18 protein-coding genes and 1 pseudogene are annotated in these 22,091 nt (G+C 59.6%); 9 read left to right on the plus strand and 10 right to left on the minus strand.

The window, feature by feature from the left end; translation table 11 throughout:
- Positions 1-444 precede the first annotated feature (444 nt).
- On the plus strand, positions 445-1,929 hold the full coding sequence (locus ACPYOI_RS26795) for an MDR family MFS transporter (RefSeq protein WP_481423600.1): 1,485 nt from the start codon (positions 445-447) through the stop codon (positions 1,927-1,929).
- A 674-nt stretch (positions 1,930-2,603) separates the two neighbouring features.
- Here ACPYOI_RS26795 and ACPYOI_RS26800 read toward each other — a convergent pair.
- On the minus strand, positions 2,604-3,572 hold the full coding sequence (locus tag ACPYOI_RS26800; RefSeq protein ID WP_481415333.1) for a LysR family transcriptional regulator: 969 nt from the start codon (positions 3,570-3,572) through the stop codon (positions 2,604-2,606).
- A 468-nt stretch (positions 3,573-4,040) separates the two neighbouring features.
- Here ACPYOI_RS26800 and ACPYOI_RS26805 point away from each other — a divergent pair, with 468 nt between their 5' ends.
- Both ACPYOI_RS26805 and ACPYOI_RS26810 read left to right on the plus strand, forming a co-directional pair.
- Complete coding sequence (locus tag ACPYOI_RS26805; RefSeq protein WP_481415332.1) at positions 4,041-4,688, plus strand: isochorismatase family protein; 648 nt, start codon at positions 4,041-4,043, stop codon at positions 4,686-4,688.
- A gap of 216 nt (positions 4,689-4,904) precedes the next feature.
- Positions 4,905-6,089 (plus strand): GGDEF domain-containing protein, encoded by a 1,185-nt coding sequence (locus tag ACPYOI_RS26810; RefSeq protein WP_481415331.1) that lies wholly within the window; start codon positions 4,905-4,907, stop codon positions 6,087-6,089.
- Positions 6,090-6,308: 219 nt separating this feature from the next.
- On the opposite strand, the gene ACPYOI_RS26815 is transcribed toward ACPYOI_RS26810, so the two are convergent.
- The 6 genes from ACPYOI_RS26815 to ACPYOI_RS26840 all read right to left on the minus strand — a co-directional run bounded on the left by ACPYOI_RS26815 (position 6,309) and on the right by ACPYOI_RS26840 (position 12,573).
- On the minus strand, positions 6,309-7,346 hold the full coding sequence (locus ACPYOI_RS26815; RefSeq protein WP_481415330.1) for a Bug family tripartite tricarboxylate transporter substrate binding protein: 1,038 nt from the start codon (positions 7,344-7,346) through the stop codon (positions 6,309-6,311).
- Positions 7,347-7,350: 4 nt separating this feature from the next.
- Positions 7,351-8,166, minus strand: coding sequence for an SDR family NAD(P)-dependent oxidoreductase (locus ACPYOI_RS26820; RefSeq protein WP_481415329.1), 816 nt, complete (start codon positions 8,164-8,166; stop codon positions 7,351-7,353).
- 10 nt (positions 8,167-8,176) lie between these two features.
- Positions 8,177-10,234, minus strand: a complete 2,058-nt coding sequence (locus ACPYOI_RS26825; RefSeq protein ID WP_481423601.1) for a tripartite tricarboxylate transporter permease — start codon at positions 10,232-10,234, stop codon at positions 8,177-8,179.
- Positions 10,235-10,312: 78 nt separating this feature from the next.
- Positions 10,313-11,119, minus strand: coding sequence for a dienelactone hydrolase family protein (locus ACPYOI_RS26830; RefSeq protein WP_481415327.1), 807 nt, complete (start codon positions 11,117-11,119; stop codon positions 10,313-10,315).
- A gap of 12 nt (positions 11,120-11,131) precedes the next feature.
- Positions 11,132-11,770, minus strand: coding sequence for a cysteine hydrolase family protein (locus tag ACPYOI_RS26835; protein WP_481415326.1), 639 nt, complete (start codon positions 11,768-11,770; stop codon positions 11,132-11,134).
- A gap of 41 nt (positions 11,771-11,811) precedes the next feature.
- A complete protein-coding gene (locus ACPYOI_RS26840) occupies positions 11,812-12,573 on the minus strand; it encodes an SDR family NAD(P)-dependent oxidoreductase (RefSeq protein WP_481415325.1) in 762 nt (253 codons plus the stop codon).
- An 82-nt stretch (positions 12,574-12,655) separates the two neighbouring features.
- Here ACPYOI_RS26840 and ACPYOI_RS26845 point away from each other — a divergent pair, with 82 nt between their 5' ends.
- From ACPYOI_RS26845 to ACPYOI_RS26855, 3 genes and pseudogenes are all read left to right on the plus strand, one after another.
- Positions 12,656-13,069, plus strand: a complete 414-nt coding sequence (locus tag ACPYOI_RS26845; RefSeq protein WP_481415324.1) for a hypothetical protein — start codon at positions 12,656-12,658, stop codon at positions 13,067-13,069.
- A gap of 296 nt (positions 13,070-13,365) precedes the next feature.
- Positions 13,366-13,575, plus strand: a pseudogene (locus ACPYOI_RS26850) (helix-turn-helix domain-containing protein); the annotation flags it as partial.
- 15 nt (positions 13,576-13,590) lie between these two features.
- Positions 13,591-14,328 (plus strand): substrate binding domain-containing protein, encoded by a 738-nt coding sequence (locus tag ACPYOI_RS26855; RefSeq protein WP_481415391.1) that lies wholly within the window; start codon positions 13,591-13,593, stop codon positions 14,326-14,328.
- 241 nt (positions 14,329-14,569) lie between these two features.
- Here the strand turns inward: ACPYOI_RS26855 and ACPYOI_RS26860 are convergent, their stop codons facing one another.
- Complete coding sequence (locus tag ACPYOI_RS26860) at positions 14,570-15,250, minus strand: GntR family transcriptional regulator (RefSeq protein WP_481415323.1); 681 nt, start codon at positions 15,248-15,250, stop codon at positions 14,570-14,572.
- A gap of 216 nt (positions 15,251-15,466) precedes the next feature.
- Here ACPYOI_RS26860 and ACPYOI_RS26865 point away from each other — a divergent pair, with 216 nt between their 5' ends.
- The 3 genes from ACPYOI_RS26865 (at position 15,467) to ACPYOI_RS26875 (ending at position 19,192) form a co-directional block, all read left to right on the plus strand.
- The gene (locus ACPYOI_RS26865; RefSeq protein ID WP_481415390.1) at positions 15,467-16,456 is read left to right on the plus strand and encodes a 4-hydroxythreonine-4-phosphate dehydrogenase PdxA; all 990 of its coding nucleotides are present in this window, start codon (positions 15,467-15,469) and stop codon (positions 16,454-16,456) included.
- Between the two features lie 68 nt (positions 16,457-16,524).
- Positions 16,525-17,469 (plus strand): sugar phosphate isomerase/epimerase family protein, encoded by a 945-nt coding sequence (locus tag ACPYOI_RS26870; RefSeq protein WP_481423602.1) that lies wholly within the window; start codon positions 16,525-16,527, stop codon positions 17,467-17,469.
- Between the two features lie 10 nt (positions 17,470-17,479).
- On the plus strand, positions 17,480-19,192 hold the full coding sequence (locus ACPYOI_RS26875; RefSeq protein WP_481415322.1) for a dihydroxyacetone kinase family protein: 1,713 nt from the start codon (positions 17,480-17,482) through the stop codon (positions 19,190-19,192).
- A gap of 596 nt (positions 19,193-19,788) precedes the next feature.
- Here the strand turns inward: ACPYOI_RS26875 and ACPYOI_RS26880 are convergent.
- Positions 19,789-21,198 (minus strand): NAD(P)H-dependent oxidoreductase, encoded by a 1,410-nt coding sequence (locus ACPYOI_RS26880; protein ID WP_481415321.1) that lies wholly within the window; start codon positions 21,196-21,198, stop codon positions 19,789-19,791.
- Between the two features lie 43 nt (positions 21,199-21,241).
- The coding region (locus ACPYOI_RS26885; protein WP_481423603.1) for a tripartite tricarboxylate transporter permease at positions 21,242-22,091 on the minus strand (850 nt) is incomplete at its 5' end.

Here is a 22,091-nt window from a genome sequence, read left to right on the forward strand (position 1 = left end):
CTGGAAGGCCGTGACCGGCGCGCACGCCTGATTTCACTGCTTGACGCCATCCTCGATCATGGATGAAACAATGTGACATCCCCCCCCGCGGCCTTCGCGTCAATGTTCAAACGAAGTTTCGGTTGCACGCCACGCGAAATTGCTCGTCAACCCTAGAGGGGCCAAATAGCCGGTGTTTTCTTATATCGAGCCAGAGCGGGATGGGGTTGCAGCAAAACTTGCAAAGGCCGCCAAAAGACAACCCCGGTGAGGAACGCGTGGGCGTATAGAGGGTAACGCGTTAGAGCAGCATTCGGCCCGAAGGCGCCGCAGCATGAGGCAGCGGCCATTCGCGCGACATCGTCCAACCAGTCGGACATTATGTTCATTACACGCGGCTAGTTTGCCGCGACCCACCGGTCTATTTTAGATTGCCGGGCAACCTACGGCGTAAGGACCGCATGAATGACTGATAGACCCCGCTTGAATGAAACGGCCGTGGGAGTACCTCCCCTCTCGGAGCCCGAGAAGAACATCATCATCGCTGGCGTTCTTCTGTCCATGCTGCTAGCCGCACTCGACCAGACGATTGTTGCCCCGGCCATGCCAACGATCGGCAAGGCACTCGGCCATGCCGATTATCTGCCCTGGGTCGTGACGGGCTATCTTCTGACCGCCACGGCCATGGCGCCGCTTTATGGAAAGATATCGGACGTATATGGGCGCCGCGCGACGATCTTCGCTGCCATCACAATTTTCCTTGCCGGGTCGCTGATCAGTGCGCTGGCGCCAAGCATGCTGGTGCTGATCCTTGGCCGGGTAGTGCAGGGGTTGGGTGGCGGTGGACTCTTCGCGCTCTCGCAAACTGTAATCGGCGACCTTGTTCCGCCTCGCGAGCGTGCGCGTTATGCCGCCTGGATATCGGGAACCTGGGCCGTGGCGAGCGTCGCTGGTCCACTGTTGGGCGGCACCTTTGCCGAGCATTTCCATTGGTCCCTGATTTTCTGGATCAACATTCCGCTCGGACTGGTGGCCCTTGCGGTCATCAACAATCCATTGAAGAAGCTGGCTGTCGCGACCCGTAGGCACAGCATCGATGGCGCCGGCGCGGCTTTGCTGATCACCGCGACGACGCTTCTTTTACTCGCCCTCAACTGGGGTGGCAGCCGTTATTCTTGGCTTTCACCCGTCATTCTCGGGCTGCTCTGTTGTTCCGCGATTTTTTGGTTCCTTTTTTCAATGCGGCTGCGGCATGCTGCCGAACCGTTGATCTCGATCGAGGTTCTGGGCAATCCGATCGTGCGTTACGGCACGCTTGCAATGTTCCTTGGGCAGACCGCGAGCGTTGGTCTTTCCGTTTACATTCCTGTATATGGACAATCGTTCCACGGCCTTTCCGCCAGCGGCTCCGCGATCGTGATGCTCGGTCTGTTGCTAGGCACCGTGGCCGGGGCAACGTTCAGCGGACGCGCGATGCAACGAGTAACACACTACAAAAGGCTTGCGCTTTCCGGATGCGCACTCAGTGTCCTATGCTTAGCCATACTGGCGTTTCTGGCCGGTCGGACGTCGCTGGTTACGCTCGAAATCCTGACGTTCGGCGTCGGTTTCGGCTCCGGCATGACATTCCCAGTCGCGACGATCGCAGTACAGAACGCCGTCGATCAGGCGCATCTCGGCGTTGCCACGGGTGTTTTAACATTCCTGCGCTCGCTTGGGGGAGCCCTTGGCGTTGCCACACTTGGCGCCATCGCCCTTGGCAACGGCCTGCCGCTCGTTGGTGAGGCGATTCAAACCGTCAACGCCACGGCTACTTCGGCATTGCCGTTCACGTATATTTTCATCGCATGCGCCCTTTCGTCAGCAATGTCGTTTCTCCTTTTCCGCCTCATGCCGGAGAAGTCACTCCGCGGCCACGCAGAGAGCGGGATGGCCGTCGCTGTCGAATAGCTCGGAAATCGGCACACTCCTTGGTGCAGCGACAATATACAACCGTAGAGCGGCCCGATATTGCCGACGGCCAGGCAGACCAAGGCGTTGCCCACTCTCGGCCTGCATTGTCATCAAATGGAGCCGTGAGGTGCTATGCAGCCATGGGTGCTTTCGCCACTCGAAAAGTCATCACTTCGATGGCTGTCATGTGGCGGGACCATCGCCGAAATCGCCGCGCTTGAGGCTAAGTCCGTCATGGAAATCGAGCGCAGTCTTGAAGGTGGCCGTCGAAACTCTCCAGTTTCGAGCTTACTTCTTCGTAGCGCGCTGCCCGGTTTGCAATGGGACTTGGCGCCAACTGCGCGAGTTCCATAGGGGCTTATGCCGCAAATTGCGAATAAATCCATTGGCTTAGCCAAAAGAGACGCGGGTCGGCGGTCCGAATTGGTTCAAGGCGGTCGTTTGGGCCATGCCTGCTTAAGAGCGCTCACCTTAGCCTCTTTCTTATCTAAACGACGCCCCGCTTGCCTGAATAGCGGCTAAATCTGCAATCGGAGATTCCTCGGTTATCGAACGCCGGTCGAAGCCTTCGGAACGAAACTGCTGATGGATTGTATCTCGATGCTTCCGATGCCGGTTTGATAGCAGAGCGTGGAGCGCGACCTGGCAATAGATGCGGCCGCCCGTAGCGATCAATGCTCTTGGTGCAGGCTCAGCAAGGCAGATTTTTCATTCCGTTCAGAGCCCAATTCCCAAGGTAGAGGCGGAGTGAAGAATGCAACGAGATAATCGATGAATGTCCGGACCTTCGCCGATACGTGATGTGTTGGCGGATAGATTGCGGAAATGGTGTACGGCGGCTGGGTGAAACTTGGCAGCGCTGGAACCAGTTTACCTTGGCGAAGTGCCTCGGCCGCCAGGAACATAGGCATTGACGTGATCCCCAGGCCGGCAATTGCCATATCTCTCTGCGCCGTGCCGTTGTTTACAACGATACGGCTACGCATCGAGACCGAGATCGGCGGCGCGCCCTTTTCTTTGCCCTCGAATTGCCAGAGCCGGCTGGCATGAACGTAGGCATAATCGATGACGGTATGCTGAGCGAGTTCGGCGACGGTCTTGGGAAGGCCGTGCGCTTCGGCATAAGCCGGGCTGCAACAGACGATTCGAGCGCAATCGCAGAGTTTTCGCGCCCTCAGGTTTGAATCTCGGAGGTTGCCGATGCGAATTCCGAGGTCATATCCTGCGTGCACGAGATCGACGAGCCGATCGTCATAGTCGACTGCCAGTTCCAGGCTGGGATGACGGCGAGCGAACTCGGCGATCACCGGGCCGAGATATATGGCACCAAATGCCATCGGAGTGGTAATGCGGAATTGACCCCGCAGCGATTGTTCGCCCTGCGCTGACAAATTCTCCGCCGTATGATTGATTTCATTTATGAGGGGGATCATCCGCTCGTAGAATGCGTCACCATGTTCGGTGGGGCGCAACTGACGGGTGGAACGTTGGAAAAGCTCCACGCCGAGCGCCGCTTCCAGATCGCTTATGCGTTTGCTGATCCCCGACTTCGATACATTCATTCGCTCGGCGGCAGACGTGATGCTGCCGCATTCCATCACGCGTACGAACGCCAGGATATCATCGAAACGCCACTTCATTCTTTGATCACAGCCGACACGAATCCCACTCGGATCATTTGATTTTAAGCACTATCCCGGCTTCGGGCGGAGCGAGCATACAGATCAACAGCGTTAATAAAAGGTTGAAAAGTCTGACGCCATGCTCGACCGTCACGACGATGCAATATCCGAGGGATTTCTACGATCTCGTCCGAGTGGATGTCATGGGATTGTGTAACGTCCGGATTGGCCCTCAGAGGCCCAAGCGTCGAAGCTATTCGTCATATTCCTTGAGCTGAAGTGCGGTCTGCGTCTGCAGCGGCGGTCTTCGCCAGGACTGTTTTTTGTTCGATGAGAGCGAACGCCGGTTTCGCCGGCGGTTGGCTTCCGGCGTCGTTGCAAATGGCTAGCATCGTCGCCGCTCGATACTTCCCAAGCCGAGCAATTTTGGCGCCCCGCATCCTGCGAAGCGTTTTTCCGCAGCAATCTAGCCTATGGAGAAAGAAAATGCCTGAGACGAAGAAAGTCGCCTCTGTTCTCACCCCCGACAATCACGCGGTCATTCTGGTCGATCACCAGTATATTCAGCTTCTGGCGGTCCGTTCGCACCCTGTCGAGACGGTCATCAACAATGTTACGATGTTGGCGAAAGCCGCCAAGATTTTTAAGGTCCCAACGCTGCTGACGACCGTCTTTGGCGAACGGCAGGAACTCCTTCCGCAGATTCAGGCGGTATTTCCCGAACAGAAGCCGATCAACCGCACGGGCCTCAATGCCTGGGTTGAACCGGATGTCTACCACTGGGTTCAGAAAACCGGAAAGAAGAAGCTCGTCATGGCCGGTCTCTGGACCGAAGTCTGCCTGAACCTGCCGACTTTGTCGGCACTTGCGGAAGGTTATGAGGTTTATATCGTCACTGATGCATCCGGCGGCAGCAGCAGCGAGAGCCACGAACGCGGTGTCCAGCGCATGCTGCAAGCGGGCGCACGTCCGCTGACGGTCGCGGCCTATCTCAGCGAGCTTCAGTGGGATTGGGCGGGTGAGGAAACCGCTGACGAAGTGTCGAAGCTGTTTGCTGAATTGGGCGGCGGCTTCGGTCAGGCTCTGCGTTGGGAGTGGCAGCTTCTGGGACTCACCTCGAGTGGCGGACATTAATCCCCCAGTCTACGATCGCGCGGCGGTGGACGCCGCGCGATCAGGCGAGGTCGTTGGCTCATGCCGAGAACGACGCAACCTTGGCCGCGATAGCGTCGAAGGCCATAAGAAGCGCCTCTGCGACCTTCAGGCATTAACGGTTTCTTGTCCATGCGCTTCTAAAATCCGCGCTGAACGGTAAGCGGATGGCGTGCAGAGTTCTGCACAAACGGGTTGATGAACGGAGCGGCCTTTTTCCTAGCGGTGAATTTCATCATCGCAATGTCCTTTGCGCTGGCCTTTGCGGTGGTCTCGACCCGCAGCCGGTCGCGGGCCTCAGCTCTCTGGTTTGCCGCAGCTTTTGCCATTGCCTCGCTTTCGGCGCTCTGCGAACTGCTGGTCGCATATGCGCATCCGGCCAAGTTCTGGGCGATCGGGGCATTTGCGAGCGTGCTTGCCGGCATGATTCTGCTCAGGGTCGGCATCGGCGAGCTTTACGGACGCAAGATCGACCCGCTGAAGGCGGTCTGTTTCCTGTTGGGCGGCATCTTCCTCGATCTGCTGATCTACGATCTGCCGCGTGGAACTGCCTTGCACGCTTTTTCCTATCAGACGCCTTTCGCGCTCGTCATCTTTGCGAGCGCGGTTGCCGTCTTATCGTCTACGCGCCGGCTGATGATTGATCGGGCGCTCGGCTGCCTGCTGCTGGTGACCTGTCTACATTTCTTCACCAAGGCAGGTCTTGCGATCCTCGTGGGGGCAGGGACGACCGCAAAGGACTATATCCACACGAACTATGGGTTGATCTCGCAAAGCTCGACCGCCGTGCTCATGGTCGCGGTGGGATTGACACTGCTATCCGTGCTCGTTCTGGAGATCATGGCGGATGAGCGCAGCAATGCGGAAAAGGATTCCCTTTCCGGCCTTGCCAATCGTCTCGGCTTCGAGAACGGCGTAAAGGCCGCCCTGACGCTCGCACCCAACGACCGACATGCGCTGATCCTCTGCGATCTCGACCATTTCAAGAGAATCAACGATACCTTTGGCCATCATGTTGGCGATCTTGTCATCCGGGCATTTGGCGACCTCTTGCGGGCGAACACCGAAAACAGTGCCGTGGTCGGACGTATCGGTGGCGAGGAATTTGCGGTTTTCATGCCAAATACAACGTCGGAGATCGCCGCCTTATTTGCGCAGTTACTGAGAGGCGAGGTCACGGAAATTGCCGTGAGCGAGCTGCCGTCTTCCTTCACTGTGATGGCGAGCTTTGGAGTTGCGGAATTCGCTCCGGGGGAGAAACTTGCCTCTGTCATGCGCACTGCCGATGCCGCTCTTTATGAAGCGAAGCGCTCCGGCCGCAACTGTGTTAAGCAGGCGCGGACAAGAGGTACGGAGCCCGCGGCAATCAAGATCATGAAATGAAAACGGCCGCGCAGTAGGCTGCCTGAGAACTTGGTGACTTGCACTCTCGGCCTACGTCCGCCACGACGGCTAACCATGGCAGGCGTCGCCGAGTGCCGCCATCAGAGCCTGCCCAACGGAATCGACGTTACAACCTCAGCCAAGCTAGAGAATATACCTCTTGTACAAACTACATCGACTGCGGTGCGATCCGCAGTCGACAAAAAGCGGTGATGAAGTTTATTCGGCGTTGCCGGCGATCAGCTTGCGGATTTCGCTGACGACCTCGGGCGAGGTGGCGTAGGCTTCCTTCAGTGTATCGGCCAGCTGCTCGCCGTTGCGGGGGGAGTCGACCTGAAGGCCAAGCCCTTCTGCGTCCGAAATGAACGACGGATCTTTCATCATATCCTCGAAGCCCTTCCGCAGGGCGGCGACGCGATCGGCGGGAACTTCCGGCGGAGTAAGATAGGGACGACCGAAGGCGAGCGGAGCGAAGGCGACCTTCATCAAATCCAGCGTCTTCGGATCGGAGACGAGGTCGTTAGCGAAGGGGGCATCGCCAAGTTTCGGTTCCTTTTCCGTACCAAATTGAACCAGCACGCGCACGCTGCCATCCTTAAGCCAGGTCGGCCGTGTCGCGACGAGCGAGCTATAGAACAGGCTGGGAGCGCCCTGGACCTCTCCACGTTCCATCGCCAGGAAGACCTCGTTCTGGCCCTTGTAGCCGTTGATGATGTCGAGTTTCGTGCCGAGCGCGGCGTTCAGCAGGCGGGCATAGAAGCTCGGCGTCGAGTTGGCGCCGGTCACCCCGACGGTGACGGTCTGCGCCTTCGCATCCTCGATCGTCTTCGCCGGCGAGGTCTTCCAGACGGTCAGCATGCCGGTTTCGACACTCGGCGAGCCGAGCCATTCGAACTTGGTCGCGTCATATTGCGCTTCCTTGGTGCCGTAGAGCGGTTCGAAGGGCGTGTTGTTCTGGACGCCGCCGATGACCGTGCCGTCCTTGGCCGCGATGTTATAGAGGTAGTTCGTGGCGACGATGCCGCCGGCGCCCGGCATGTTCTGGACGATAAGCGTCGGATTGCCGGGAATGTGATCCCCGAGATGGCGGGCGATCGTGCGGGCCAGCGTATCGTAACCACCACCGGCCGAAGAGCTGATGACGACGGTAATCACCTTGCCCTTGTAGAAATCGGCGACGTCGTCCGCGAGTGCCGGGGCGCTGAAACATGCGCCCATGAGAAGGGCGGCGATATATTTGCTGAAGGCTCTTACCATATGTCTATCTCCGTACGCTTGAGGTTGACGATGCAGTTGCGGATGGTCGGCTGCCCTTGAACGCGAGGTAGCCGCCGTCGATGAGAAGGTCGGTGCCGGTCATGAAGGAGGATTCCTCGGATGCGAGGAAGAGGGCGCCGGCGGCAATCTCTTCGACGCGCCCGGTGCGCCCGAGAAGGTGGTTGGGGCCGCGTGCGCGGTTGGCCTCGTCGCGGGATCCGTAGCGGCGCATGGTGCGTAAGGTGTCGATCGCGCCCGGCGAAAGCGTGTTGGCGCGGATGCCGTCGCCGGCGTGATCGACGGCGAGGCATTTGGTGAACTGGATGAGCGCCGCCTTGGTCGTGGAATAGACGGCCCGCCCCGGCGGTCCGACATAGGCGAGCTGGGAAGCAATGTTAACGATCGTTCCGCCGCCGGCCCGGCGCAGATGCCGGATGGCATATTTGCAGGTCAGGAACGCCCCGGTCAGATTGACCGCCAGTGCATTGGCCCATTCGTCGAGATCGAGCATCTCGACGGTGCTGTCCGGCGTGACCGCGGCAGCCGTATTGACGAGCGAGGTCAGCTTGCCAAAACGGTCGACGCAGGCATCGATCGCGGCACGCACCGCTGCCGGATCCCTGATGTCGAGGCGGACGGCATGTGCCTGCCCGCCGCGATCCTTGATGGCCGAGGCGGTCGCGATCGCTGCCTCCTCCCGCATATCGGCGACGAGGATTGCGGCTCCCTCGCTGGCGAAGCGGCAGGCGATCGCCCCGCCGATCTCGCCACCTCCGCCGGTGACGAGCGCAACGCCTCCTTCAAGTGCGTGTCCGGTCATCGCCTCTGCCTCACATCGACGGGATCATGGTGTGCAGGACGGGAACCCAGGTTCCGAGAACTGTCGGGGGCCAAGGGATGGAGAGCAGCCTGTCGAAGACGACGTAGACGAAAATCGCGATCGAGGCGGCATAGATCGCCGTGAGGTAAAGTCGCTCGCGCTGTTCGAGCCACATATAGCCGACGACGAAGAGCGGCACCGTCGGGATGAGGCCGATCAGAGCCATGGAGATCATGAAGCCGACGATCCAGAGGAAGAAGACCGCCGCCCGCAGGAGTACCGTCTTGAGGGGCAGATCGCCCGTATCGGAGCCGAGGTCCATATGGATCTGGTCCCCTTGTTCTTCCTGCATTGCCTTGAGAGGATCGTTCGACGGCACCTTGGCGTCGAAGAAGACCCGGTTCAACAGGCTGATCACGACGAAGAACAGGGCAGCGACACCGACGATCAGCGGGACGATCTTGGCATCGAACGGCCAGGACGAGGCTTCGAAGATCATCGCGCCGAGCAGGCAGATGACCGCGACATAGAAGATATCCGTCGACTTCACCTGGGGCTTCAGATCGCGCAGGCCGAAGCGCATGCTGCCGCTGCGGTAGCCGGCGATGACGGGCCTGAGGAGGCTGATCAGCGCAAGCGCGAAGAGAAGGATGACGACGGGGCGGTAGATCCAGTCTGCCCCGTAGACCCTTAGCGATATGAAAAGATTGGATTCGATCGATGCGCCAAGGACAAAGCCGAGAATCAGCGGCGGGCGCGGCCAACGCATCTGCTTCATGATCCAGCCGACGACGCCGAACAGGAGCAGAACATATAGGTCTCCCCAGTTCCGCGAACCTTCATAGGCGCCGATATAGATGATCGACAGGATGCCCGGCAGGATCAGCGTATAGCGTAGCGTGGCAAGCTTGGCGAACTGTGCGCTGAACAGGAAGCAAAGGCCCGCGCCGACGATGTTGGCAAGAGCAACGCTCCAGACCATCGCATAGGTGATATCGAGATGCTTGGTCAGCATATCAGGTCCCGGCACGATGCCGTGAACCAGGAAGGCGCCCATTAGCACGGCCATGCCGGAGCTGCTCGGCACGCCGAAAGCGATGGTCGGCACCAGCGCGCCGCCTTCGCGGGCATTATTTGCGCTTTCAGCAGCGATGACGCCGCGCACATCGCCCGTTCCGAAGGTTTCCCTTGCGCCGCGTTCGGTGCGCAGCGCATGAGCATACGCGATCCAGTCGATGATCGCCGCGCCGATGCCGGGGACGGTTGCAAAGCCTGCACCGATCCAGCTGCAGCGCAGCACCAGCCACCAGTTCTTGATGCTGTCGCGAGCTCCTGCAAGCATGCCGGAGCCGACATTGCCAAGACTGCCACTCGCAATGGCATTGCGGGTGATGGCGAGGTCGCAGAGTTCGGGAAGCGCGAACAGGCCGAGCGTGAGCGGCACCAGCGGGATGCCTTCCCAGAGGTAGAGGCTATCGAGCGTCCAACGCATGGTGCCCGTCTGCGGCGAGGAGCCGATCATGGAGAACATGACGCCGATGCCGGCGGCGCCGAGACCCCGCAAAGGCGTCTTGCCGGAAAGCATGGCTACCATGGAGAGACCGAACACACCGAAGGCGAGCAGCTCCGGCGAGCCGATGAAAAGCATGAAGGGCCCGAGGACCGGAATTGCGACGGCCAGCAGACAGGCACCGAAGACGCCGCCCATGAGGGACGACACATACGAGGCAGCCAGCGCCCGGCCCGCCAAGCCCTTCTTGGCCATCGCGAAGCCGTCCTGGACGGTCGCGGCCGAGCCGACGCCGCCCGGCACGCCGAAGAGGATTGCCGGGATGGGGTCGCCTGTTGCCGTGGCGGCTCCAAGTCCCAGCAGGAAGGCGATCGCCGTATAGGAGTCCATGCTGTAGGTGAACGGAAGCAGGAGTGCCGTTCCCGCAAGGCCGCCAATACCGGGAAGGATGCCGATGATGATGCCGAGAATGACTCCGCCGATCAGAAACAGGAAGCGCATCGGCTCGAGCATCGTGGTGAACGCGTGGCCTGCCGCCCCGATAATTGTGAAGTCCATTGTGAGAGCTCCTCATTGCCAGTCTTGGCCGGGACGGATGCATCCCGGCCAATATCTGCGAAGTGTCGGACCGGCCGATCACTCCAGGCGCTTGTTCTTGGTGAAGTCGTAGTCGGCAGCGACGGACGCATTGAAGTTCCAGGTAACGACATTCGGGTCGCGCTCGGGCGAGAGCACACGCGTCAGGAAGCGCTGCTGATCAGCCCAGGCGGCTTCCGCCTGGGCCTTGCGATAGCGGCCCGGCATCGTGCTGTTCAACCAGCCATGCGGCGCGCCGCGATAGATGTTGATGTCGTAGCTAGTATGTTTTTGTTCGAGAATGCCGCGCAACCGGTAGACATTATCGATCGAGATGATGTGGTCCATGTCGCCGTAAGCGCCGAAAACCGGGCAGGAAACCTTCGCCACGACGTCCTCGAAGGGACGCGGATGGATCTCCGAGACGTCCCACTCTTTCCGGCCGGCGCCGCCATACCAGACGACGACGGCCGTTGGCGAGAATTCCGAAGCGTAGACCAGCGGATGGCGGCCCGTCTGGCAATAGCCTGCGACGGCCGTGCGGCTGAGATCGGCTGCCGGCTCGTCGCCCATTGCATCGAATGCAGACTTGATGAAGCGGACAGCATCAGGATCGGAAAGATCGCAGCGCGCGGTCCCCTTCGCCAGTCCTTCCTGGTCTGGATGCTCGAAGAAGAAGTTACCGGCGACAACGACAAAACCGTCGCTGGCGCAGCGCTGCGCCAGATGCTCCGTATGCTCGACGAGCCCATATCGCTCATGCATCAGCACGATGACGGGAAACCGGCCAGGCTTGTTGGGCTTGGCGACGATGGCCGGCATTCCACCGGGGCAGACGATACGGCTTGTCAGGATTTCTTTAGACATGGCGGGCTCCATTCAGGCAGTCATCAACGCAACGGCTTCATCGACATTCATCACCCGGCCCATGCGAGGGAAGACGCGATCCATGAAGAAGTCATGATTGTTTCCGCGGGCGGAAAAGCAGGCATCGCGAACGACGACGATGCCATAGTCGAGATCACGCGCCGCAAACATCGTGCTGGCGATGCCGACATCCGTCGAGCCGCCGGCGAGAACGATGGTGTCGATGCCGCGCACCCTGAGCTGCATGTCGAGATTGGTCTGGAAGAAGGAACTCCACCGGTTCTTTGGAACGATGACGTCCGTTTCCAGCGGGCTGACCTCTTCGGCGATCTGTGCGTCCGTCGATCCCTTGTGGAAACGCGGCGTGATCGGCGCCTTCGGGCCGGGCTTCAGGTCCATATCCGTATCCGTCAGACGCTCGACACTGTCGACATTGTTCGGCCCGTGCTGGCCAATCGGATAAAAGGTCGTCATGCCCACCTTGCGGGCACCGCCCTGCAGGCGCGCGAGGTTCGGCAGGATATTGCGTTCAGCCAGGAACTCGATTTTCCCGGCCTCCGGCGGATGCAGATATCCGTTCAGGGAGTCGAAGAGCACAAGTCCGACATGCTGTGCCGATAGTTCCTTTCGAAGGCGTGAAATCTTTGCCACGAGCGTTTCCTTTCTTTGCTATGATTTTTTCAAACCGGCGCTCAGTGCATGATTGAGCCGCCGTTGACGCAGAGGCTTTGTCCGGTGACGTAAGAGGCATCGGAGGACAGGAAGAAGCAGACGGCTTTTGCCACGTCCTCTGGCTGGCCGATCCGCCCAAGGGGTATTTTTTGTCCGCGGGCGTAAAGCGCTTTCTCGTCGGGATCGCCCTCCCGCGGCTGGTCGGTGTCGGTGACGCCTGGAATGACCGCATTGACGCGAAGGGTGGGTGCCCACTCGAGCGCAAGCGACCGGGTGAGCGACAAGAGGCCGGCTTTGGAGGCCGCGTAATGGCTGCCGCCCGCAGCACCTTGCAGCGCGCGGCCGGAGGCGACGTTCACGATGACGCCGCTGCCCTGCCGCAACATGAAGGGCGCAATGGTCCGGCTGCAGAGGAAAGCTCCGCCGAGATTGACGGCGAGCACGTGCTGCCAGAGTTCATAGGGCATTTCGACGGCACTGTGCCGCGGATAGATGCCGGCATTGTTGACGAGCACGTGCGGTTCGCCGAGCTGGGCGCGGACCTTGTCCACCATCGCAACGACGGACTGCTCGTCGGCCACGTCAGTCCGGATATATTTGCAATCGGCACCGAGGGCCGAGGCTTCTTCCGCCGTCTCACATCCCCGTTCATCAAGAATATCGACGACCGCGACATTGTATCCGCGTTCGGCCAGAGCCAGCACGATCGCCCGGCCGATGCCTTTCGCTCCGCCTGTCACGACAGCGGTCGGTCTCATCGGCTGGGCTACGTCAATATTCATCTGCTTTTCCCATGATCGGACAGTCCTGAATCGATGTCAGGCCACGTCCTATGCCGAGGTTGCCGCCGGCCGCGCAAAGACCTTGTCGGTTCCCAAGGGAACCGAGGTCGGCCGCATTGGCGGCATGACGGATGGATCGGATTTGCGCCTGGCCGCACGGCACCTTCAAAAGCAGATGGCAAAACCATGCGCCTTCGGGCGCTTCAAAAGTGAAGCCGACGGATTTCTGCCGTCAGACGCGGCTGGTAAGGCTGCGGATATGCATTGCTCTGATGTCCTAGTTCAGTTCCCGTTGATTGATCGCAATGCTTTGACACTGCGATATTGGAGCTCTTTGACTCCTGATTTCGATCATAGTGACACCCGCATTGATCCAAGTCATCAAGCAGATGCGAAAAACGTCTTTTCCGAAACGAAAGTACCGTTTGTGAACGAGGCTCCCATAATGGCCTCCTTTCTTCACAAAGGACGGTTGCCGAAATGGCGTAAACAGTAACGCCGTCTTCCAATTCCGAAGCATCGAAATTCGTTGTCGTGACCCAGCCGGCCCGCTACGTCGCCTGTTCGCTCGGCAGTCGTCGCTATCCGTTCATCCCTCTCTCTCGCGCGCCATCCCGAAGGAAAGCCTGACCGGCGTCATCTAGACACCGATCCTCAAGGGACCGGCAAGCTGAGCCCATCAGAGAACGTACCTATTTCGCGAGCGCATCATGAAATGGCGCGCGTGAGAATTCGGCGTGCCTGCGCAACCGAATTGCCGAGCGTTCCAATATGTGCCAGCTTTCATTAATGATGCAGACGCCTCCTATCGCTCGCTCCAGCTTCGAAGGCTTGGACCTTAACGACATCGTAATTTTCGCGCGGGTGGTCCAGCACGGAAGTTTCACGATCGCTGCAAAGCATTTCGGCAAATCGCCGTCCTATATGAGCAAGCATATAACACAGCTCGAACATGCCCTTGCCTTGACCCTGCTTCACAGATCGACCCACCGGGTCTTTCTGACTGACGTCGGCAATGTGTTCTTCGAGCATTGCGTACGGATCTTGGGAGAGCTCGACGCCGCTAAGGCCAATGCCAATGCCGTCAGCCGCGAACTGATCGGCACGCTGCGGGTCCACAGCACCCCGGGCGTCGGCCAGGCGCTCGTCCTGCCCGCCATCGGTGATTTCAATGTTCAGTTTCCTACGGTGAAGGTGGAGCTGACCTTCAGCGTTTATTCGGCCAGCCTAATGGAACGTGGCGTGGACGTCTTGATCGGCAGCAGGGACTTCGATGACGACAGTTTCTTTCAAAGCGGTCTGTTCGAGAGGAAGCTCGGCACCGTGCCCTATGTCGTATGCGCCTCGGCGGATTATCTCAGCCGACATGCCAGACCGACCAAGCCGCAGGAACTCAGCGCGCACAACTGTCTAATCCACATGAAGCAGCGGGGCAACCCTCGACAATGGAAAGTCAGCAGCGGCGGCGAGGAGTTCGTCATTTCAGTCGACGGCACGTTTCAGACTAATATCGAGAGCGCGATCCGGATTGCAGTTCTGCAGGGGAGCGGAATTGCGCGCTTGCCGTTCTACAGCGTCGCCGATGAGCTCAAGTCCGGAGCGCTGGTCTCCTTGTTCGGGGGCGGAATAACATTGGATCGGAGTATCAAAGCGTTTTATCCCCGCAGCCGCTATGTCCCGAAGAAGGTCTATGAATTCCTATCGATTCTGGAAAGACGGCTGGACATTGCATCCCAATGGCAGGCGCCGGCCTAGTGTTCATCGAACCTCTTTGCGTGAGATAACACTGGCGGGTTCTCGCCGTCAGCGACCCCGACCGGTGCCTAGGAAATACCTCGCTATCCGCCTGATCTATCAGGATTGGGCTGAACTCCAGAAGAGTTTTGCGGGAAGTCCGGATCGCCGGACGTCAGCGCGCAAGACACGGTTCACTTGAATGTCCGCTGCTCTTAGAGAGTGACTAAGCCGACTAAGATTTTAGCTGACAAAGGTAGCGCTACACGGCCTCTTTGACACGCTCCCAAGCATTTAGGAGATGGCGTCCCAGAGCTTCCGACAAGGCCGTCCCATTGCGCGCTTCGAGAGCCGCGATCATTTCTTCATGTTCAGCTACTGCGGCCGCCCATTTTTCAGCACCTTCGTGACCGATGAAGCGTATTCTTTTCAGGCGAGATTGTAATAGCGCCTGCATATCGCTCAGAGCCGCATTATGCGCGATCCGGCTTATCTCGGTATGGATTTCCTGGTTCAATTTGTAATAGCGCAGCCGATCTCTGGATTCGTAGCAGCGAAGCATCTCGTCATGAAGGCGTCTAACCGCCGCGATCTCTGAATCCGTGGCCGTGGCGCATGCTAGGCTTCCCGCGAGCTCCTCCAGGCTCTTCAGCACGATCAGCATATCGTGCACGTCCTTGCCGCTGAAACGTTTGACCATTGCCCCGCGACTTGGGACGAGTTCCACAAGGCCCTCGCTCGCGAGGTATTTGATCGCTTCGCGCAGCGGTGTGCGCGAAACACCAAGCTGTTCTCCGAGATGGGTTTCGTGAAGCCTGGTGCCCGGCGCCAGATCTCCTTCGATGATCATATCGCGAAGTCTACCGACGAGGGCGTCATGCAGCGCCGTCCGCTGGATGCGGCCGGTATTCGAGGTCGACAGTTCAGACAGCATTTCACTCATCTTCGAAAACCAAATTCCCACCTCTGCTCGGATCGATGATCCGCTCCTTATGGTTACACCAGATCCGAGCGAGTTCCAAATCGAAAAATTCTGTATACAAAATGCAAAAGACTTGTTCTTGGCGTGCTGATGTCCTAAAAGCCTCCAATCATTTCTGGAGGACGGACCTTGGACATCACCGCGAATGCAGATAGTCGACCCACCATTGCGCTTGCGATGGGAGATCCTGCCGGGATCAGCCCCGAGCTCACGGCGAGCCTTCTTGCGCTGGGCGACGTCGCGGACGCAGCCCATATCATCGCAATCGGAGATCGCCGGATCCTCGATAAGGGGGCGCACGAAGCCGGTGTCGAGCTCGATCTAGCGGCTGCGGCGCTTGACGGTCTGAGCAGCACGGATCGTTCACGGCATGTGTTCGTCGATCTCGCTCACCTGTCGCCTGACGAGGTGACGCACGGAGAGGCGACGTTGGCAGGAGGTACCTTCGCTACGCGGAACTTCCGCACGGCGCTCGAACTCGCACAGGCGGGCAAGGCCGATGCCGTTTGCTTCACGCCTTTCAACAAGAAGGCGATGCGTTACGCTTATCCCGGTTATGACGACGAGATCCGGTTTGTTTCTGACGTTCTGTCGTTTACGGGTAAGGTCCGCGAGTTCAATGTGCTGGAAAAGATCTGGAACGCCCGGGTCAGTTCCCACATTCCGCTCAAGGAAGTGTCCGCCAACCTGTCCGTCGATCGGATCATGGCCGAGCTGGAATTGACGCTGTCTTGCCTCAAGGCGGCGGGAATTAACCAGCCAAGGATCGCGGTTGCAGGCCTCAATCCACATGCTGGCGACGGCGGTAGCTTCGGTAGGGAAGAAATCGACATTATCGAGCCTGCCGTGGCTACTGCACAAGCGCGGGGATTTGCCGTCGAAGGACCGTTCCCGGCCGACACCGTCTTCCTCCGCGCCCTCAAGGAGGGCTTCAATGCCGTCTTGACCATGTATCACGACCAGGGACAGATCGCGATGAAGCTGATCGGCTTCGACAAGGGCGTGACGATGATGGGCGGCTTGCCTTTCCCGCTTTGCACCCCAGCCCATGGAACGGCGTATGACATTGCCGGCAAAGGCATTGCCGATGTGGGAGCCAGCCGCGAGGCAATCCTGCTTGCCGCACGCATTGCGTCCCGCCAGCGCAAGGATGCCAAGGCGGCCTGACTATCCAGCGGCCGGCGCTGTCGCCGGCCATATGCCCGGGAGGACGCGGGCTTACTGTCAAAGGGAGGATGAGGTTGACGAGCGCTAACAAAAAATGGACGCGTGATAACTGGCCGATTGCCGCGGCAATGATCCAGTATCCGAACATGCTGCCAGACGGCCGCTCCGTTCAGGACCAAACGGCAGACGAGTGGGCGGAGACCATAAGCGATGTCGCCGATGCCGGCTTTACCGAGATCGACCCAACCGATAGCTGGCTTAGGGTTGCCGATCTTTCACCGTCACGCCGCCGCGAATTTCAAGATATCGTGGCTGCTCGTGGTCTGACCATACCGGCGATCTCCACCGCGCGGCGAAGCGTGATCGATGCGTCCCATGGCGACGACTATCTCGCCTATAGCCATCGTCTCATCGATGTCGCCGTCGAGATGGGGGCGGGCAGCGTCTCCTTCGGTTTTTTCGAGCCACTGACGGAAAAGCAGAAGAACGCCTTGTGGTTCTGGACCGAGCAGGGGGCGAAGAACCCCGATGATCCGGCGATATGGCGCAAGGCCGTTGCCCGCATCGCTGAGCTTGGCCGCCATGCGGCCGAGGTTGGTCTTGAGGTGTCTCTTGAGATGTACGAGGACACCTATCTCGGCACAGCGGACAGTTCCGTCCGCTTCGTCGAGGACGTGGGGCTCGACAATGTCGGCATCAACGCCGACCTCGGCAATCTCATTCGCCTTCACCGGCCTGTCGAGCACTGGTTGGCGATGATGACCAAGGTCGCGCCCTATGCGAAATACTGGCACGTCAAGAACTACATGCGTATCGAGGACGAGACGTCCGGTCTAATTGGTACCCATCCGGTCCCGCTTGAATGCGGATTGATCAACTACCGGACCGCAATCAAGCTGGCGCTTCAGCACGGCTTCGAAAGCCCCTTTCTGTGCGAGCATTATGGCGGTGACGGACTGTCCGTCAGCGCTGCCAATCGCGATTACCTCCGGCGTATACTGCCGCGTAGCTGAGGAGCGTTTCATGACCACGATCTTTAATGCTTCCGAGGAATTTGCGGCGACTGCGCTTGTCGGTTTCTGCCAGATTTACCCAAACCATGTTCGCCTTGTTAGCAACGGCGTCGTCCGTGCGACCACCGTGCCGAAAGGCAAGGTTTCGGTGGTGGTTGGCGGTGGCTCCGGGCACTATCCGGCCTTTGCCGGTTACGTAGGAGCTGGCTTGGCGGATGCCGCCGTTGCAGGCGACGTATTCGCATCGCCCTCGACCGCCGCGATTGCTCGCGTTTGCCGCCACGCGGATAATGGCGGCGGCATTGTTCTCGGTTTCGGCAATTATGCCGGCGATGTCTTGAATTTCGGCGTTGCCGCCGAGCGCCTGCGTGCCGAGGGTATCGACGTGCGCATCATCGCAGTGACGGATGATGTGGCCAGCGCTCCGGCGGAGACGCATGCGATGCGGCGTGGCATTGCCGGCGATCTTGTTGTTTTCAAGATAGCCGGTGCGGCGGCCGAAGTGGGCTTGTCGCTGGATGAGGTCGAAAGGATTGCGCGGCTGGCCAACGACCGCACCGTCTCCTTTGGTGTCGCCTTTGGGGGTTGCACGCTGCCGGGTGCGAAAGGGCCGCTTTTCACCGTGCCGAAGGGCCGCATGGCGCTTGGCCTGGGGATCCATGGCGAACCGGGCATCAGCGAGCAGGATGTTGCGAGCGCTACCGATCTGGCAGGCGTTCTGGCCGGTAAGCTGCTTGCCGAAAGGCCGACCGGCTGCAACCGTGTTGCCGCCGTGCTGAACGGTCTGGGATCCACCAAATACGAAGAGCTTTTCGTGCTGTGGACGGCGGTACAGGACAGATTGAAGGCCGATGGTCTCGATCTGGTTGAACCTCAGGTAGGAGAGTTTGTGACCAGCCTCGACATGCAGGGCTGCTCGCTGACGCTGACGTGGTTGAACGAGGAACTGGAAAGTTATTGGCTTGCGCCTTGCGATTCACCTGCTTTTCGCATGGGACGCACGAGTGCCGCGGATCTCAGGACTGATACCAACGTCGACGAGGAAACCACTTCCGTGATTCCAGCCGCCTCCGAGGCGTCCCGCAAGGCGGCACGCTGCATCAGCGATCTGTTTGCCGGCATTGCAGCGATGCTCAAGGATCAGGAGGCTGAGCTGGGCCGGATCGATGCGGTGGCAGGCGACGGCGACCATGGGCAAGGCATGCGACGCGGTTCGGATGCTGCAGCACAAGCGATATCCGCTGCGGTCGAGGCGGGTGCCGGCGTACAAACAGCATTGGCACGCGGCGGTGACGCCTGGGCGGATCGGGCAGGCGGAACCTCCGGGGCGATCTGGGGTCTGCTCTTGCGATCATGGAGCAATGCATTGAGTGATGCCAACGCGCTCCATGACAAGGCGATTATCGAAGGTGCACGGCTCGCGCTTCAGGGCGTGACTCGCCTGGGCCGAGCACGCGTGGGTGACAAGACGCTGGTGGATGCCCTCGTTCCATTCGTCGAAACACTGACTGGCGGGGCAAAGGCCGGCAAGCCGCTTGCTCAAGCGTGGAAGACTGCCGCTGGAGCGGCACAGGACGCGGCCAAGGCAACCTCAGAGCTCGCGCCTCGTCTCGGCCGTGCAAGGCCGCTTGCGGAAAAGAGCATCGGTCATCCGGATGCAGGTGCAGTATCACTTGCCATGGTAGCGGCCCTGGTCTCCGACTTCATCGGGCGATCGCGCTGACGCTTAACGCGCGGGGCTGACCGGCTCGGTCAGCCCCGAAGGCCTACGAGCATCAGGGCCAGATGTCAGGGTGATGATGTCCATCACTACTCGGAAGGTCCTTCTCTGAGATTCTGATCACCTAGCGTTCGGCGAAGAAAGTTCCCGCCATCAGCGACGCGCCGGAGATCGGCCCGCTGATCAGCGACTCGTTGGTAATTTGCCTATCTGCGGAATGCCAGGATCCTTGCGGTCGTCCAGCAAACAGGAGACCAAAAGGGGTTCCTCACCGGGTAAATAGCGATCAGCCATCATGCTCCGATTCCGATTCTACGGTATCGGCGGACAATCCGACGGCAGCGTTAGGCCGGCGGGCAGTTAGGGTTTTGGAGCGCGGTATGAGGGAAAATCGTTCAGTCCCAGGAGCGAAACCGATGGTGGAGCCAATCTCCATCAAGGTTTCGCGACGCCGAAATGGGCGATTTTCACCATATCCCTTCGGGAAGCGGCGGATTTTGCGGCCGACTGCGTCGAAGGCCCCCTCGTCGAGATGGGCTCCACGGCGGCAGTTCCTTCTCCTCGCCATCCACAAATCCGGCTCGCGCCGCGCCCGAAACCTAACTGTCCACAGGCCCTAAGGCTTGTCCGAAAAAGGCTTCGTCCTGTTCCCGCCGGAGTGATAGTAGTTCCGACGCCTCATCGAGTTCGACGTCGCCGCAGAGGATCGGCTGACCCGCCGAAACAGCTCTCGCGAGCTTGCGGTTTGCCGCGAGATAAAACGGTACCGGGGTTCGCTCCGACATCCGTGTTGCGGGCACCATTCTGGCCGATACGTTCACGATCGAATGATGGTGTCCGCTGGCGGTTAAAACGGTGCCGGCGGGAATATCTGCATCGGCATAGGCGATGAGGTCGATGACCGGCTGCGGCTCTGATGCGCCACTGGAGACGCCGCGCAGCCCTACTTCCAGGATGCTGGTGGCTGCTTCAACGCCAAGAAGATGCCGGGGAATATAAAGCATCGCGATATCGCCCCTGCGGCTGACGACATGGCCCTTTTCCGCAAGCATCTCCCAGGTCAGCGCGTCTTCGCATCGCACAGTCACGAAGACGCCGCCGGCAAAGCTCACTTCCCCGGGAAGGCGAAGGCAATGGAATACCTCGAGACTTCTGGGCGTCTTGAGCAGCCCGCCACTCGTTTGCGGGGAGAAGAAATCGGCGACTTCCGAAATGCGGACGATCGGCGCGTGCAGGTCGGATCTGTCGACCCGAAAGCCGGTGGCATTGGCGACAAGCGTCAGCTCGCAAAGGTCCGGCACTGCGCGTTGCGGCAACGCCGATGCGATCGCGGCGCGCTTCGCGGCGACCGCCGATATCTCGAAGCTGGTGGGCTCAATCCAGTCCGCGAATTCGGGAGCGGCTATGACTGTGCCGTTTGAATTCAGGGTCTTGAGCGCTGGGTCAAACACGAAGTCATATTCGCTCGCTTTGCCGGCGCCGACGATCTCCAGTCCTAATACCTCCGCCCATGTGATCAAGCCGATGAGCAGGCTTGGCTGATCGCCGTCGACCGGGGTAACGATGACATTATTGCGGCGTGCGCGCAAAGAAAGGCCGGGCCCGACGACGCTATCGACCTCCTTCGAGACCAACGCCACATGCTTGCCTGCATCGATCGCAAGCCGCGAATGGCGGGCGCCGGCTTCCGGGTGGCCGGTTGCCTCGACGACGACGGAAATCGGCAGTTCGAGAATGTTTGCAATATCACCGGTTGCGATGAAGAAGCCCTTCTCCCATGCGGCTTTCGCTTTCAAAGCCGTGTCACACCGCGCGATCTTGGCGTCATCGATGCCGAGACCGCGAAGGACGTCGACAGCCGTCTCCGCTCTTAGATCGACCGCAACCCGCGTGCTGATAAGCGGCGTCTTCAGGCTTTGGGCGAGAAAGGTCCGGCCAAATCCCCCGGTGCCGACAATGCAGCATTCGACCGCCTCGGCATTGGAGCCGAAATAGCTATGGTAATTCATATGTGGACCTTGCTGACGAGTGTGAAAATCAAGTCGACGCGGCTCATGCCGCCGGGTCGACTTCTTGACGCCGCTTGAGGTGGGAGCAAAGCTTAGCGGCCTGCGGGACGATGAGAAGCGCGAGCGCAATCGTCATGATGGTACCGACCAGAAAGTTGGAGAAGAACACCGCGAGCGATCCATCCGAGACGATCATGGACTGGTGAAAGGATTCTTCCGCCTTGTTGCCAAGCACCATCGCCAGAACCAACGGTGCCAGCGGGAATTCAAGCTTGTTGAAGATGAAGCCGACAGCACCGAAGATCAACACCAGCCACAGATCGGAAGTGGCGCTCGCAACCGTATAGGCGCCTACGAAGCAGATCGCGACGATGATCGGACCAATAATAGTGAATGGGATGCGCAATAGGGCAGCAAAAAATGGAACGGTTAAAAGGACGAGGAAGACGCCGACGATATTCGACACATACATGCTGGCGATCAGACCCCAGACGAAGTCGGGCTTCGTGGTGAACAGCATGGGACCGGGCGTCAGGCCCCAAATCATCAAGCCGCCCATCATGACGGCCGCGGTTGCGGAACTCGGCACCCCTAGCGCCAGCATCGGCAACATGGCGCAGGTTCCGGCCGAGTGGTCGGCTGTTTCCGGAGCGATGATGCCTTCGGGGTGGCCGGTTCCGAACTTCGCGCCGGGCTTCGACAATTGCCGGGCGAGGCCATAGCTCATGAAGGATGCGGCTGTCGGCCCGCCGGGTGTGATTCCCATCCATATGCCGACCAAGGAAGAGCGGACGATCGTCGTGAAATAGCGCGGCATCTCGCAGATGGTCCTAAAGACATCACGCGGATCGATGCGAGAGGAAACGCCACGAAATTTCAGACCATCCTGTACC

It is taken from the genome of Rhizobium sp. SVR5-2C (assembly GCF_056755115.1).

What these genes read in the sequence shown, in the direction of transcription:
- ACPYOI_RS26825 (WP_481423601.1), bottom strand. Translation starts at nt 10,234, where the DNA reads ATGGACTTCACAATTATCGGGGCGGCAGGCCACGCGTTCACCACGATG.
- ACPYOI_RS26870 (WP_481423602.1), top strand. Translation starts at nt 16,525, where the DNA reads ATGAGGTTGACGAGCGCTAACAAAAAATGGACGCGTGATAACTGGCCG.
- ACPYOI_RS26875 (WP_481415322.1), top strand. Translation starts at nt 17,480, where the DNA reads ATGACCACGATCTTTAATGCTTCCGAGGAATTTGCGGCGACTGCGCTT.
- ACPYOI_RS26815 (WP_481415330.1), bottom strand. Translation starts at nt 7,346, where the DNA reads ATGGTAAGAGCCTTCAGCAAATATATCGCCGCCCTTCTCATGGGCGCA.
- ACPYOI_RS26795 (WP_481423600.1), top strand. Translation starts at nt 445, where the DNA reads ATGACTGATAGACCCCGCTTGAATGAAACGGCCGTGGGAGTACCTCCC.
- ACPYOI_RS26840 (WP_481415325.1), bottom strand. Translation starts at nt 12,573, where the DNA reads ATGAATATTGACGTAGCCCAGCCGATGAGACCGACCGCTGTCGTGACA.
- ACPYOI_RS26860 (WP_481415323.1), bottom strand. Translation starts at nt 15,250, where the DNA reads ATGAGTGAAATGCTGTCTGAACTGTCGACCTCGAATACCGGCCGCATC.
- ACPYOI_RS26810 (WP_481415331.1), top strand. Translation starts at nt 4,905, where the DNA reads ATGAACGGAGCGGCCTTTTTCCTAGCGGTGAATTTCATCATCGCAATG.
- ACPYOI_RS26820 (WP_481415329.1), bottom strand. Translation starts at nt 8,166, where the DNA reads ATGACCGGACACGCACTTGAAGGAGGCGTTGCGCTCGTCACCGGCGGA.
- ACPYOI_RS26830 (WP_481415327.1), bottom strand. Translation starts at nt 11,119, where the DNA reads ATGTCTAAAGAAATCCTGACAAGCCGTATCGTCTGCCCCGGTGGAATG.
- ACPYOI_RS26865 (WP_481415390.1), top strand. Translation starts at nt 15,467, where the DNA reads ATGGGAGATCCTGCCGGGATCAGCCCCGAGCTCACGGCGAGCCTTCTT.
- ACPYOI_RS26805 (WP_481415332.1), top strand. Translation starts at nt 4,041, where the DNA reads ATGCCTGAGACGAAGAAAGTCGCCTCTGTTCTCACCCCCGACAATCAC.
- ACPYOI_RS26880 (WP_481415321.1), bottom strand. Translation starts at nt 21,198, where the DNA reads ATGAATTACCATAGCTATTTCGGCTCCAATGCCGAGGCGGTCGAATGC.
- ACPYOI_RS26800 (WP_481415333.1), bottom strand. Translation starts at nt 3,572, where the DNA reads ATGAAGTGGCGTTTCGATGATATCCTGGCGTTCGTACGCGTGATGGAA.